A 14,193-nucleotide genomic window follows, 5' to 3' on the forward strand; every position below is an offset into this window, starting at 1 on the left:
CCCCCCCCCCCCCCCCCCCCCCCCCACCACTCCCCTCCACCTCGCGGCACAGACCATCGGAGCCCGCCATGACCAGCACCCTCACGACCCACTCCTCCGGCCCGACGACGTCACGCACCTCGTCCGACCGGCCCACCTCGGCCGGTCAGCACCCCGGCCACCACCACGGGCGCGACGACGACGCGCGGCGCGCGACGCCGTCGGGCACCCTGGACGTCACCGGACACCTGGGCTCGCGCTACCGCGAGATCCTGACCCCCGAAGCCCTCGACTTCCTCACCGCGCTGCACGACCGCTTCCTGGCCGCCCGTCACGGGCTGCTCATGGACCGCCAGCAGCGCCGCCAGGACGTCGCCGACGGGATCGACCCCGACTTCCGCGCCGCGACCCGGCCTGTGCGCGACGACCCGTCGTGGCGCGTCGCCGGCTCGCACGGAGCTCCCGGCCTCGAGGACCGCCGCGTCGAGATCACCGGCCCGACCGACCCCAAGATGGCGATCAACGCCCTCAACTCGAGCGCCAAGGTGTGGCTCGCCGACCAGGAGGACGCGTCCTCGCCCACGTGGCGCAACGTCATCGAGGGCCAGCTCGCGCTGCACGACGCGATCCGCGGCACGCTCGCGTTCACGTCCCCTGAGGGCAAGCAGTACGCGCTGCGCTCGACCGAGCTGACCGACCTGCCGACCATCGTGTTCCGGCCCCGCGGCTGGCACCTGATCGAGAAGCACCTGCGCTACGTCGACCGCGCGGGCGTGGCGGTCTCGGCCTCGGCGTCGCTCGTGGACTTCGGGCTGTACTTCTTCCACAACGCGCGCGAGCTCGTCGAGCGCGGCCGCGGACCGTACTTCTACCTGCCCAAGCTCGAGGGCTACCGCGAGGCACGCGTCTGGAACGACGTGTTCGTGTTCGCGCAGGAGTACCTGGGGATCGAGCAGGGCACGATCCGCGCGACCGTGCTCGTCGAGACCCTGCCCGCCGCGTTCGAGATGGAGGAGATCCTCCACGAGCTGCGCGACCACTGCGCAGGGCTCAACGCGGGCCGCTGGGACTACCTGTTCTCGGTCATCAAGTCGTTCCGCACGCGCGGCGACCAGTACGTCCTGCCCGACCGCTCGCAGGTGCCGATGACCGCCCCGTTCATGCGGGCCTACACCGAGCTCCTCGTCGCGACGTGCCACAAGCGCGGGGCGCACGCGATCGGCGGCATGAGCGCGTTCATCCCCGACCGCCGCCGACCCGACGTGACCGAGAAGGCGTTCGAGCAGGTCAGCGCCGACAAGCGGCGCGAGGCCGGCGACGGGTTCGACGGCACCTGGGTCGCGCACCCCGACCTCATCCCCGCGGCGCGGGCCGAGTTCGACGCCGTGCTGGGCGACCGGCCGAACCAGGTCTCGCGCCTTCGCGACGACGTGAGCGTGGGGCAGCACGAGCTGCTCGACATCGGGTCGGTGCGCCGTGCGGGCGCCACGGTCACCGCAGCCGGCCTGCGGTCCAACGTCTCGGTGGGCGTGCGGTACATCGAGTCCTGGCTGCGCGGCGTGGGCGCCGCGGCGATCGACCACCTCATGGAGGACGCCGCGACGGCCGAGATCTCCCGCTCGCAGGTCTGGCAGTGGATCGCGTCCGGGACCCGCACCGAGAACGGGGTGCCCATCACCCGGGCCCGCGTCGAGGCGCTGCTCGCCGAGGTCGTCGACGACCTGCCCCGCGGGGAGGGCGACCGGGTCGACGAGGCCGCGCACGTGTTCCGCGCCGTCGCGCTCGCCGAGGACTTCCCGACGTTCCTGACCATCGGTGCGTACTCGCAGTTCCTGGTCGGGTCGGACGTGGACGGGCCGCGCGAGGGCTGACCACCTGAGCGGGGACCGGCGCTCGGGGTGCCGGTGCCGGTGCTGGTGCTGGTGCTGGTGCCGGTGCCGGTGCTGGTGCCGAGAACGAGGTTGTGGTCGTTATCGAGGGGATAGCGACCACAACCTCGTTCTCGTGTGCACGGAACCCCGTGCTCGGCCGCGGCAGCAGCGGCCGCAGCGCATGGCCCGGTCCGACCCGACCCGACCCGTTCCGGCCCGGTCCGACGCCCTGGCCTGCACGGATACCCCTGGCGCGCAGCCGCTCCCAGGTGGGATGATCCGGGCGCGCGGCGCGCGAGCTGCCGAGCGACACCCTTCCCGGACCAGCCGGTCCCGTCGCACCGTGGAGCACCCGTGAGTGATCTGTTCGCCCCGCCCTCGTCACCGACCCCCGGGTCGACGCCGGGCATGCCCGTCGGCACTGTGCCGCAGGCACCGCACGAGCCGCTCCCGCCGCCGCCGGTGCCGGCCCCCGCCCCGGGCACCGGCACCGGCACCGGTCCTGACACCGGCCCGCAGAGCAGCACCGCCCAGCCTCCGGCGAACATCCTGCCCATCACGCCGGGCGTCACCCCCGGCATCCCTCCGGTCGGCAGAATCCCCCACCCCGGTCAGGTATCGCCACCCCCCGCCGCACCGGGCACACCCAACCCGTACGGTCCCCTGCGCCCCCACGCCCTGGGTCAGGGCTCGGCGGCGGGTGCTCCAGCGCCCGGAGCCAGGCCGCGCGGCCCCTCGCGCGTCCTGGTCGGGGTCCTCGCGGGCGTCGCGGGCCTGGTCATCGGTGGTGTCGGCGCGACCGCGGCGACCCTGGCAGTGGTCGCAGGCAACGAGCTCTTCGCCGACGCCGCGGCCGAGCCGTGGTCCGCGGGGCCCGCTCCTGACGAGGAGTCGTGGGACGAGTACCACGAGGAGGACCCGCTCGCGGGCGAGGACGGCGGGACCTTCGACGACCCGTGGGCGCTCGAGGGCGAGGTGTACACCGACGAGTGGTCGGTCCTGCTCGAGATCCCGCACGAGGCGACCGCCGAGATCCTCGCGCACAACGACGTCAACGTGGCACCGGCCGAGGGCATGGAGTACTGGATCGTCCCGGTCGACGCGATGTACGTCGGGCCGTCGAGCACCGTGACCGCCCACGGGTCGATCGACCTCTGGTTCGTGGACCGGGACGGCACCGAGTACGAGGAGGGCTGCGGCGACGTCCCCGACTCCCTCGTCGGCACGGGCCTGATCGGCACGGACGACTCGGCCCGGGGCAACGTCTGCCTCGAGGTCCCTGCGGGGGCGGACGGCCTGTGGGTCCTCGCGGTCGACGACTACATGCCGGTCCACCTGTCCACCGACGTGGCGATCACCGAGTCCTGAGACACGCTCCTCGACGACGCCTCACCACGCGAGCGCGTCGCGCAGCTTGTCCTCGAGCCGTGCCGACAACGCCAGGTCGTCGCGCACCGCGGTGCGCTCGGCGACGGCACGGCGGGGGCTGCTCGTGATGATGCCGTCGACGCCGCCGCGGAACTGGGACCGCATCGCGGCCGGGTCGTTGACGGTCCACACGTAGACGTCGATCCCGGCCGCGCGCGCCTCGGCCCGCACGCGCGAGGAGTCGGACGACTGCTCGATCGCGACGAAGTCGACGGGCAGGACCCCGAGCTGCCCGCGCAGGAACGGGACGACGTAGCCGACCGCGATCTCCGGGCCGAGCGCGTGCACCTCGTCGGCCTGCTCCGGGTAGATCGACTGGACCAGGTACTGGTCCGCGACGCCGTGCGCCCGCAGGAGCGCGACGACGTCCGCGACGAACGTCGGCGTCTCGTGGCCGTGCGCCTTGAGCTCGACCAGGAGCGGCACGTCGAGCTCCTGGGCGCGCTCGACGAACTCCTCGAGCGACGGGATGGTCGCCTCGAACCCGCCCTGGCGGATGGTGGTCGAGGTGAGCTCGTCGAGCGTCATGGTGTGCACGGCCCGGTCGGATCCCGCGAGGCGTCGCAGGGTCAGGTCGTGGAAGACGACGAGCCCGCCGTCCGCGGCCTGGAGCACGTCGAGCTCGACGTAGTCCGCACCGAGCGCCGCGGCGGACTCGAGCGACGCGATCGAGTTCTCGACCCCCCCGCCCGGGTCGCCGCGGTGTGCGATCACCGCACCGGGCTCCTCACGCGCGAGAGTCGTCATGGCGTGCGTGTTGGCCGCGGTGACCGCGACGAGCACCAGCACGGCAGCCAGCCCGACGGCGGCACGCACGCCGCGCGGTCGGCTCGCCCAGCCGCTGCCGAGGACGGGCGACACGCGACCCGACGAGCCCGCCGTGCGCGACGAGCCCACCGCCGCAGTCACGACCCCGATCGCCGAACCGACCGCGGCCTCCTCGATCGGGCCTTCCTCGCCGTCCCGCAGATCCGCGTCCCCGGACACCGGCAGCTCCGCGGAGCCTGCCACCTGCCCGGGCGACGAGGCGCTCCCGTCGGGTGCCGCGCCGTCGGGCAGCGACTCCCGCCGCTCCCCCGCGACCGCGACCACGACCTGCGCGAGCAACGCCGCGACGAAGCCCACGAGCACGAACCCGACCACCTGCACGAGCGTGAGCGTCACACCCGCGACGACCGGCGCGGCGCCCGGCGCCGCCAGGTCGGCGACGCGCGTCGGGACCAGCGCGAGCGTCACGATGCCCGCCGCGACCACGACCACACCGAGCGCGACCACCGCGAACGTGCCCAGGAGACGCGGCCAGAGCCCGCGCGTCGCACGCCAGCTCGCGGCCATGGAGCCCGACACCGAGGCGTCGGACGTCAGCAGGAACGCGAGCGTCAGGACCAGCCGCAGGTTGAGGTAGAGGACCCCCGCGAGGAACGCGACGTAGACGTAGACGCCGCCGTCGAACTTCAGGAGCTCCCCGACGACGAACTCCGGGATCGCGATGCCGCGCACCAGGAACGCCGCGGTGCCGAAGTTGCCCACGGGCACGAGCACGAAGAAGTACCCCACGAACAGCAGGAGCTGCGGGCCGAGGAGCTTGCGGCTCGTGCGTGCGAGGTCCGCGCCGACGGCCCGCACCGAGACCGGCTCCCCCGCGCGCAGCCGCGCGCCGATCGCGAGGAACGCGCCCTGCTGGAACAGGACCACGACCGACGCGACGAGCGCCACGACCAGCAGGAGGATCACCGCGACCGGGCTCGACAGGACGCGCAGCACGTTGAGGTGCGTGAGAGCGCCGGCGCCCGCGGCCGCGAGCGCCAGGTCGAACAGCCACACCATGAGCGGGACCGCGACGAGCACCGCGGTGCCCTGCAGGAGCAGCACCGCCCGCAGGTAGGTCGGCAGGTGCGCGCGGACCGTGCGGGCGGCGGGACCGAGCAGCGCGGGGCGCTGCGGTCGGTCGCGGCGTGGGCGCCGCGTTCCGTCGGCGTCGGGCCGGTCGTCGGCGCCCGGGCGCGGCGCGCCGGCGCGGGCCGGGGTGGGACGGGTGGCAGTCGGGCGGGCAGCTGGTGGCACGAGCGAAGCCTACGGTCGCGCGGGTGAGCCGTTCGTACCGCGGTCGGCCCCCGCGGGCGACTTCACCCGGGTGACGCGTACGTGATGCGCGTAGCCGGGGGCCCGTCGCCCGAGGCGCCCTGCGCCCGGACGCCGCTGCCCTCCTCGCCCGCGCCCACGACGAGCTCGGCGACGGTCGTGAGCACGATCAGCGGGAGCAGCAGCGGCAGCGCGACGAACCCGGTCCCGGCCGCGCCGAGCAGGCTCCCGACGGCGGCGGGCACCCACCGTGGACGGCTCCCGCCCGCGGCGGGGCGGCTCTCGACCCCGAGCAGGACGGCCAGGACGAGCAGCGCGGCGGCGGCGCCTCCTGCGACGATCCAGGCGCCGGTGACCCATGGCGCCCCGGCCCCTGCGGCTCCCAGGCAGAGCGCGGCGATCCCCGCGACGACGGCCAGCAGGAACACGACCGCGAGCGGGACATGGCCGAAGAGCCGGACCGCGGCCCACATGAGCAGCCGACGGACGGGTCCCGTCCCCGACTGGCGCAGCGTCTCGCGGAAGAGGTGGTCGGCGTCGCGGCGCGCAGCCCGTCGCGCGCTCGCGGGGGCGGCGGACGCGGCGAGCTCCCGCGAGGCCGCGTCGTGCAGGATCGCCGGGAGCGTCTGGCGGCCGTAGCTCGCGATCACTCCCCACAACGGCACGGGCACCGACGCGAGGTCGGTCACGAGTCCCTGCGGCACGGTCTGCTCGACGCTCGCGCGACGCCAGACCGGCCCGTCCGCCGTCTGCTCGTCGGCGGGCCGTGAGCTGTGGCCGAACTCGGTCAGGACCTCGAACCACACCTTCCAGCGGCCCGTCACGGGAAGCTGGCGCAGGTCGACCGTCGTGGCCGTCGTCCATCGGTCGGGGTCGCCCGCGAGCGGGGCGAGGAAGGGCACGGTGCTCCCTCAGCCAGCGGGGACGAGCGCCGGGGCGTCGGGCGCGGGTGGCGCCACCTCGTTCGTCACGCCGTACGGCACCAGGACGCTCGCGACCTCGCGCGCCACGGGGTCGAGGTGCCCGCGCTGGTCGTCGAAGAAGATGTGCGGGCGCAGGACGCGCAGCACGCGCCCCTTGTCCGCTCCCCCCAGGAAGAACGCGTCGTTGACCGTGACGCCCCACGAGCGCAGGGTGTTGACGGCCCGCTCGTGCGAGGGCGCGCTGCGGGCCGTGACGATCGAGACGCGCACGCGGGGCCGGTAGCCCGGGTCCTCGGCGACCCGCTCCTCCTCGCGCCGCTGGATGGTGCTCAGCGCGCGCAGGAACGGGAGGATCGGTCCGGCGTGGTGCTCGGTGATCTTGCGCGCGCTCTCGTACTGGTGGAACTGCTCGAGCCCGCCCGACTGGAAGATGCGCTCGGCGCTGTCGTCGGCGAGCACGCCGTCGAAGTCGAACGCCACGCGCAGCTCCCCGGCCTCAGCGGCGGCCTCGACCGCCGTCTCCACCGCGACCGGAGCGTCTCCCGGGGCGACGCGAGCGCCGGACGTGCGCGTCGCCGTCGGGCCGGGCGGGGCGACGTGCCCGACGGCGGCGCTCCCCAGGACCTGCCCGGCCGGGTGTCCCAGCGTGGTCGCCGCGCGCACGTCGCCCGCGTCCCCCGAGAGGAACAGCGAGATGTTGAGCGCCGGGATGTACGCGTAGGGCGCGACGCCCTGCGTGAAGATCGCCCGGCTGATGGGCAGCCCGTAGGCCGCGACCGAGCTCATGACGCGCAGGCCCGTCGAGGGGTCGTTCTTGGACAGGATGAAGACCTCGACCAACGGGTCTCCCGCCGCGGGCGACAGGTCGTTGAGGCTCAGGAGCCGCTGGACGAACTCGAACGCGACACCGGGCCGGAGCATGCGGTCCCGGTACTTGTCCTGGTAGGCGCGGTAGGCGTCGATCCCCTGCTCGTCGAAGACCCGTTGGGACGTCGAGAGGTCGAACAACGCGCTCGAGGAGACACCGACGACGAGCCGGTGGTCGAGGTCGTAGGGCGGCACGGGGACTCCTTCAGGACGGGGGGGCCGGCAGCGCAGGTGCGGTCGCCGGCTCGGTGACGACGGTCGGGACGGCGGTCTCAGGAGGGCTCGGGCGGGCGGCGCACCTGGTCGTGCGGGTGGCGGCGCGAGTACCGCTTCACGCACTCCTTGCACATCGGCATGGTCGGGAGGCGCTCGGCCTCGCGCGGGGTCATCTCGCCGATGACCTTGGCCCCGCACAGCCCCCGGTCGGGGTGCACGATGTGCCCCCACTCGGACTCCCAGCGGTAGCCGAACCGGTAGGGCGGGCGCACCTGGAACTCGCGCACCTGCGGGGCCGAGCGCAGGACCGCGGCCTTGTCGAGCGTCTCCTCGCCGTATCCCTGCGGCTGGCGCTGGCACACGTGCCGCACCCGGAACGGCATGGTCGGCGAGTACGCGAGCTGCGTCCCGGGCACGGCCCCCCGGTTCGACGTCAGGAACCAGCGCACCTCGTCGCCCGCGTGCACGCTGCGGACCTCGTCGAGCGCGAAGGCCCGACGACGACCGTCGTAGCACGGCAGCCACTGGACGTCGGCTCCGCACTGCTCGCAGCGCCCGACCCGCACGCCGCTCATGCGAGCAGGCTCGGGGTGTCGACGTGCATGCTGCCTCCGGCGGACGATCGGGTACGGACCGATGACACCCTACGTCCCGACCGCCCACCCGGACCGACTACCCCGTGACCGAGAAGAACCCGTGCGCGCCGCGCTCGGCGTCGATCATGGCGTGGCTCACGAACGGGTACCGGCCCGCCTCGGGGAACGCGAGCTCGACGAAGCCGCCCTGGGCGACCGCGAGCCCCAGCACCTGTGACCCGCCCGCCTCGGCGTTGCCGGGACGCAGCCGGTAGGCGCCCTCGCTGAAGACGGTGTCGAACTGGCCGCCCACGACGTGGAAGGCCGTCCCCCGGTTGGGCCCCGCCGCGAGGACCCACACGCGCACGCGCTCGCCCACGCGCGCCGGGAGGGGCTCCGCGTCGTACTGGTTGGCGTAGCCGTTGAAGGCCACGACGTCGGGGTCACCCGTCGCGAGCCGGTCCATGTCGACCTCGCCGCCCTGCGGCCCGAGGTAGTACTCGGACTGGACGAGCAGGTACTCCCGGTCGACCGCGGGCAGGTCCGGCGGGTCGATCACGACCGCGCCGAACATGCCGTTCGCGATGTGCGCGGACATGGGCATGGTCGAGCAGTGGTACATCCACACCCCGGACATCGTCGCCGTGAACGTGTAGGTCAGTTCCTCGCCCGGGGCGATCGTCCGCATGGGACCGTCGGGGGCGAGCGCCCCGGCGTGGAAGTCGATCGAGTGCCCGATCGTGCCGTCGTTGACCAGCGTGATCTCGAAACGGTCCCCGACCTTGCCGCGCAGCGTCGGCCCCGGCGCGATGCCGCCGAACGTCCAGAGCTTCTGCGTCACCCCGGGCGCGACCTCGGTCACGAGCTCGGAGACGGGCAGCCGCACGCGGTGCACGGTCTCGGCGCTCGCGGGCGCGAGCTCGGCCGGGTGCGCCGTGAAGTCGTCGCCCGGCGTCGCCATGAAGTCCAGGTCGGTCGCGGCGCTCGCGGCGCCGGACCCGTCGTCCGAGTCGCTCGCACCGTGGTCCATGCCCGCCATCCCGTCGTGCCCGGCCGAGCCGGAGTCCGCGCCGCTCCCGGCGTCGCCGCCAGCCAGGCTCGTCCCGTCAGCCGCGCCGCCCGTCGGCTCGATCGAGAGCACCATGCCCATCTGCCGGTGACCGACGATGCTGCACCACCCGTCGACCGCGCGCCCCACGACCCCGACCTCGAACGTCTCGGTCGCCCCGGGGGCGAGCCGCCCGCTCGTCGCGCCCGTGTCGAGCACGAGGTCGTGGACCGTGGTGTCGGTGTTGGTCACCACGAGCACCAGGGTGTCCCCGGCGGGCACCTCGATCGTGGCGGGGAAGAACCGCATGTCGCGGGCCTCGACCTCGACGGTCGTCGTGCGCCCCGTGGGCACGACGGTTCCCGACGCACCGGCCTCGACGGGTGCGGCGCCCGTCCCGGTGCCGAGCGCGGCCGGGTCGAGAGCCACGCCGCCCGCGGCGACCAGCAGCAGCACGCTCAGGGCAGCCACGGCCAGACCCTTGCGCCGCGGTCCGGTCACGGCCTCCACGGGCGGCCCCTGGCGGACTCCGGTCCGCGCGCGCAGGTCCTGCCCCAGCGCGTGGGCCGCCGCGACGTCGTCGGCGGTCGGCGCCACGAACGGCGTGCGCCGGGCCCGGCGGTGGGCGCGCAGGGCCCCGACGAGCAGCGGGAGGAAGGCCACGAGGGCGCCCAGCGCGACGAGCGACGCGAGCACGTGCACCAGGCTCGGCGCGGGCAGGACGAAGAGCACGAGCGCGCCGTCGAACAGCACGACCCGCAGCACGGCCCCGCGCTCGAGAGCCGCCGTGGTCGAGCGCACGGCCGCGGGGCCGCCGCCCAGCACCACGGGCACCAGGTAGGTCAGCGCGCCCAGCAGGATCTGGGCCGCGAAGCCCGCGGCGAGCGGCACGGTCACGATCCCGACGCGCGCGGCGGCCGTCTCCCACGTCGCGCTCAGTGCCAAGACGCCGACCAGGGTCGCGAGCGACACCAGGAGCCAGGCCAGCGCGCACGCCGCGGACCAGGTCGCGAAGGTCGCGGGCGGACGCCGTCGGGCCGCGGTGACCATGGGCCGCACCGACACCAGGACGCCCGCGAGGTACGTCGCCAACCCCACGGCCGCGACGGGCGGCGAGGCCGCCAGAACCGCGACGACCCCGCCGGCGAGGCCGACCAGCATGAGGGCGAGGGTCGTGCGCGCGGCGCGGGGCGCGTCGTCGGCCATCTTGGTCCGCAGCATGGTCGGCCACAGCGTCACGAGCGTGCCCATGACCGTGAGACCCACGAAGCCCAGCAGGTTGAAGCCCGCGTGCGCGAGTACGACCCGCGTGTGCCACCCCTCGTCCAGGCCGTGTGCGAGGGTCGCACCGAGCCCCGCACCGAACGGCAGGAGCCAGGCCGCCGCGACGTAGAACCCGACGCAGATCGCGAAGCGGGCCGTGAGCGCGCGGCGCGACTGGAGCCACAGGGCGGTGCCATGGGCCGCGACCGCGACGCCCACCCCCACAGCCCCGACGAGCGTCACGACCCACGTCGCGGTGACCATCCCCGCGACCGTCGCGGCGACCGCGACGTTGAGCAGCACCAGGCGCGCGACCTGCCAGCGCCGCGAGGCGGTCGTGACCCGTCGGCTGAGCAGCGCGTCGGTGAAGTGCTGGCTCCACACGCAGATCGCGTTGGTCACCGCGCCGAGCAGCAGCAGGTGCACGAGCAGCCAGGGCGACGCGGGGATCCACCGGTGGCCCACCGCGACGACCACGGTCGCCACGAGCCAGCCGACCACGGGGGCGTTCGCGCGCAGGTGCCAGGCGGAGCGGTCGGTCAGGGGCTTGAGCGGAGCGGGCTGGGCGGACAGGTCGAGCTTCACGGAACGGTCTCCTCGAGCAGGGAAGGCATGGGCCCGACGGCGTCGCGCGGCCGCGTCCCGGGCGCCGGCGCGAGGCGCGCGCGGATCCCGACCCCGAGCATGAGCACCACGAACGCGAGCAGCGCGGCGACGTTGAGGATGCCGCCGACCTGGTGGGCCACGGGCAGGTCCCGGGCGTCGCCCAGGCCCAGACGGACCAGCAGCCCCAGGTGCAGGAGGACCGCCGGGCCGTACATCAGTGGCGTGTACGGCAGCCGCACGCGCAGCACCGCGGGCAGGATCACGGGCGCGTGGGCCATGATCATCGAGATCGTGAAGCCGAGGAAGATCGCGTGGATCACGGCGTCGTACCCGGGCCCCGTGGCCTGCCGACCCGCGAGGAGCCAGATCGTCCCCGCGACCGCGAGCCAGACGTACGCCGCGAGCAGGCACGCCGCCATGTACCGCGCCAGGCCGGTCGACCGGATGGTGCGCCGGGCGACGTCGTGCACCGCGAGCCAGCCGCACAGCACCAGGACGGCCGCGCCCAGCAGGACGTAGCCGACCGCGGGCCACAGCAGGGTCGCCACGCACCCGACCGCGAGCGCCCAGCAGACCCAGAGGATCAGCGCCGCGCCGCGACCGAGGAACGCGATCCGGGCCAGCTCGAGCCGCTCACCCGCGATCGTGGCCACCACGAAGCACGCGAGCCACGGCAGCACGTCGGCGACGCCCACGCCGCCGAGCCACAGGAGCGCGCCGCCCGTCGCGAGCAGTGCGCCGATGAGCTGGACCAGGACCGCGTCGTCGCGCTGGCGCCGCCACAGCGGGACGTAGACCAGGCACAGCGCGCCGCAGCCCGCGACGAGGAGCACCTGGCCCACCACGAGCGGGGCCGGGCTGAGCAGGGCCAGCGCGCCCGCGCCCAGCAGCGCCGGGGCGGCGAAGCCCCACCGGGTGCGCAGCGCGACGGCACGTTCGAGCGCGATCACGGTGCCGACGAATCCCAGGACGAGCAGCACGCCGTGGATCTGGGGCAGGCGCTCGGTCGTGAGCGGGGCCGGCAGGCCGAGCAGCAGGAGCGCCGCGTCGAGCCCGGCGAGGAGCGCGAGGCCCGCGGGCAGCACGAAGACGACGCGGCGCATCAGCGGCGGCCGTCGGCGTGGCCGGGTGTGCTGGTGGCCTCGGCCTCCGGCGTGGGCCGGTCCGGGGCTCCTTCCGGGGGTCCGTCCGCGGGGCGCAGGTGCAGGCGGCACGCGCCCGGCTCGGCGAAGGGCAGCAGCGACGTCCCCTCGCGAGGAGCCCCCAGCCGCTCGAGCGCCCCTTGCGCCAGGCCGAGGTGCACCGCGCACACGACCTCGGGGTTGCGGTACGCGGCCTCGAGCAGGGGGCAGCGGGTCAGCGCGACCGAGGCCGCGTCGTCGTCGGCCCGAGGGGCGAACCCCAGGCGGTCCAGCAGGTCGACGACCTCGTGGCGCGCGGCGCTCGCGACGCCGTCATCGCCCCTGCCGGGTGTCTTCTTCTCCTGCACCCTCGAACCGTCGCCCGCGCTGCCCGGGTGCCCGACGTCGTCGGATCCCCCGCTGGGCCCACGGCACGCGCCCGGCGCACCCTCGTCGCTCCTGGTGCCGCCGACGTTCGCCGGATGCGCGACGCCGTCGGGAACCGTGCCCGAGGGGACCTCGACGTCTCCGACGAGCTCCGCGCCCCAGGCGCGACCTGCGGCGAGCGCGTCGCCCACCGGGTCGGCGCTCGACCGGGCGATCTGGGCCGCGAGCGCCGAGGCCAGGCCTGCGTACTCGGCGGCTCCCGCGGTCGTCGGCGACTCGGTGACCGCGGCGTAGAGCCGGGCCGGGCGTCCGCGCCCGTGTGCCGGGGCGCTCTCGCTGGTCGCGAGCCCGGCCTCGACCAGTCCCTCGAGGTGCTCGCGCACGGTGTTGGTGTGCTGGTCGAGCGCGGTCGCGACCGAGCTGACCGAGCAGGGCTCGGGCTGGGACGCGAGGACGTCGAGGACCGCGAGCCGGGCCTTCGAGAGCCGGGCGGGGCGGACCGCGCGCCGCACGAGCGGCGGGCCGAACCCGGGGCGCGGGGGCGCTGCGTGCTCTGCCCGTCCGACAGCCTGCGTATTTTCCACGGAATAAAGTGTACTAATGTTTGGCGCGTTGGAGAACCACTCCCCGCACTCGGAGGTCTCACGTCATGAGCAGCATCGTCCTGGCCACGTCGGCCGCAGACTCACGCGCCGTCGAGGCCGTCGTCGCCCATCACACCGAGATGAACGGGACCCTCGGGCTGCTGGTCGAGGCGCTGGTCCAGGCCGTCGAGTCGGGCGCGCCGACAGCCGTCGCCCACCGACGGCTCGTCGACTGGACACGGACCGACCTCCTGCCCCACGCGCAGGCCGAGGAAGCCGCGATGTACCCCCACGCGCACCGCGACGAACACGCCCGGCTCCTGGTCGACGCGATGATCGCCGAGCACGGGGTGATCGGTGCGCTGGTCGACGCCCTCGACGGCGCGACGAACCCCGTCCGCGCCGCAGCCCACGCCCGCGCGCTCCAGGTGCTGTTCGAGACCCACATGACCAAGGAGAACGAGCAGATCCTGCCGCTGCTCGCCCTGTCCTCCGACGTCTCGCTCGCGGGCGTCCTCGACGGGATGCACGAGCTGCTCGGCGGGCACTCCCACGGGGAAGGCGGGGAGGCCGAGGCTTCGGCGGGTGCCGAGCCTGGTGGCGCCGGTGGATGCGGGTGCGGTGGTGGCGCAGGGGGCGGCTGCGGTGGCGGCGCCCCGGAGGGGGCGTCTCCAGCGGCGGGTACGGCCGTCGCAGGTACGGCCGTCGCAGGTGCGGCCGTCGCAGGCCCGGCTGCCGAGGCGGGGGCCGGGGACGCGGTGCCGGCGGCCGGGGGCTCGGCCGCCGGCGCGCCCGTCCAGGGCGCAACGCCCGCCGGCGCAGGCCACTCGTGCGGCTGCGGCGGGCACGACGACGCCGGCAACCTCCCGGTGCTCGACGCCCGCGCGGTGCCGCATGCGATCCGGCACGCAACGATCTTCGGGGCGCTCGACGGCGTCGCGCCCGGCGCGGGCATGGTGCTCCTCGCCCCGCACGACCCGCTGCCGCTCCTGGCGCAGGTCGACGCCCGGTGGCCGGGCACGTTCGCGGTCGACTACCTCGAGCGCGGCCCCGAGACCTGGGCGCTGGCTTTCACGCGCTGACCTCTGCCTGGTTGTCAGAAGCACACCGGGGTATGCCCCGGTGTGCTTCTGACAACTTGGCGGGTCGCGGTGCGCTCCAGGCGGCGCTGCCTGACCGCCACGACTGCCGCGATCTCTCGCCACCCCACTTCGCAACCTGCGATCTACCAATGACCAGCTCA

General features: G+C 74.7%; 10 protein-coding genes. 3 read left to right on the plus strand and 7 right to left on the minus strand.

All coding sequences use genetic code 11. From position 1 onward, the window contains the following. Window positions 1–68 precede the first annotated feature (68 nt). Complete coding sequence (gene aceB, locus H9641_RS10250; protein ID WP_191803414.1) at window positions 69–1,850, plus strand: malate synthase A; 1,782 nt, start codon at window positions 69–71, stop codon at window positions 1,848–1,850. 354 nt (window positions 1,851–2,204) lie between these two features. After that, window positions 2,205–3,218 (plus strand): hypothetical protein, encoded by a 1,014-nt coding sequence (locus H9641_RS10255; RefSeq protein ID WP_191803415.1) that lies wholly within the window; start codon window positions 2,205–2,207, stop codon window positions 3,216–3,218. A gap of 21 nt (window positions 3,219–3,239) precedes the next feature. On the opposite strand, the gene H9641_RS10260 is transcribed toward H9641_RS10255, so the two are convergent. The 7 genes from H9641_RS10260 to H9641_RS10290 form a co-directional block, all read right to left on the minus strand. Beyond that, complete coding sequence (locus H9641_RS10260) at window positions 3,240–5,342, minus strand: glycerophosphoryl diester phosphodiesterase membrane domain-containing protein (RefSeq protein WP_191803416.1); 2,103 nt, start codon at window positions 5,340–5,342, stop codon at window positions 3,240–3,242. 62 nt (window positions 5,343–5,404) lie between these two features. Beyond that, window positions 5,405–6,262, minus strand: a complete 858-nt coding sequence (locus H9641_RS20125; RefSeq protein ID WP_318244510.1) for a DUF1353 domain-containing protein — start codon at window positions 6,260–6,262, stop codon at window positions 5,405–5,407. Between the two features lie 9 nt (window positions 6,263–6,271). Beyond that, a complete protein-coding gene (locus H9641_RS10270; protein WP_191803417.1) occupies window positions 6,272–7,345 on the minus strand; it encodes a 5'-nucleotidase in 1,074 nt (357 codons plus the stop codon). A gap of 77 nt (window positions 7,346–7,422) precedes the next feature. Then, on the minus strand, window positions 7,423–7,941 hold the full coding sequence (locus H9641_RS10275; RefSeq protein ID WP_191803418.1) for a hypothetical protein: 519 nt from the start codon (window positions 7,939–7,941) through the stop codon (window positions 7,423–7,425). A 97-nt stretch (window positions 7,942–8,038) separates the two neighbouring features. After that, complete coding sequence (locus H9641_RS10280; RefSeq protein WP_318244511.1) at window positions 8,039–10,837, minus strand: multicopper oxidase domain-containing protein; 2,799 nt, start codon at window positions 10,835–10,837, stop codon at window positions 8,039–8,041. After that, window positions 10,834–11,961 (minus strand): hypothetical protein, encoded by a 1,128-nt coding sequence (locus H9641_RS10285; RefSeq protein ID WP_191803419.1) that lies wholly within the window; start codon window positions 11,959–11,961, stop codon window positions 10,834–10,836. The genes H9641_RS10280 and H9641_RS10285 overlap by 4 nt, the downstream gene beginning before the upstream one ends. Further along, window positions 11,961–12,950 carry a helix-turn-helix transcriptional regulator gene (locus tag H9641_RS10290; RefSeq protein WP_191803420.1) on the minus strand — a complete coding sequence of 330 codons (990 nt, stop codon included), beginning with the start codon at window positions 12,948–12,950 and terminating at the stop codon, window positions 11,961–11,963. The genes H9641_RS10285 and H9641_RS10290 overlap by 1 nt, the downstream gene beginning before the upstream one ends. Window positions 12,951–13,015: 65 nt before the next feature. Between H9641_RS10290 and H9641_RS20705 the strand changes: the two genes are divergently transcribed. After that, entirely contained in the window at window positions 13,016–14,032 is a 1,017-nt protein-coding gene (locus H9641_RS20705; protein ID WP_191803421.1) for a DUF2249 domain-containing protein, read from the plus strand. Window positions 14,033–14,193: the final 161 nt, after the last annotated feature.

It is taken from the genome of Oerskovia merdavium (assembly GCF_014836755.1).
Lineage (GTDB): Bacteria > Actinomycetota > Actinomycetes > Actinomycetales > Cellulomonadaceae > Oerskovia > Oerskovia merdavium.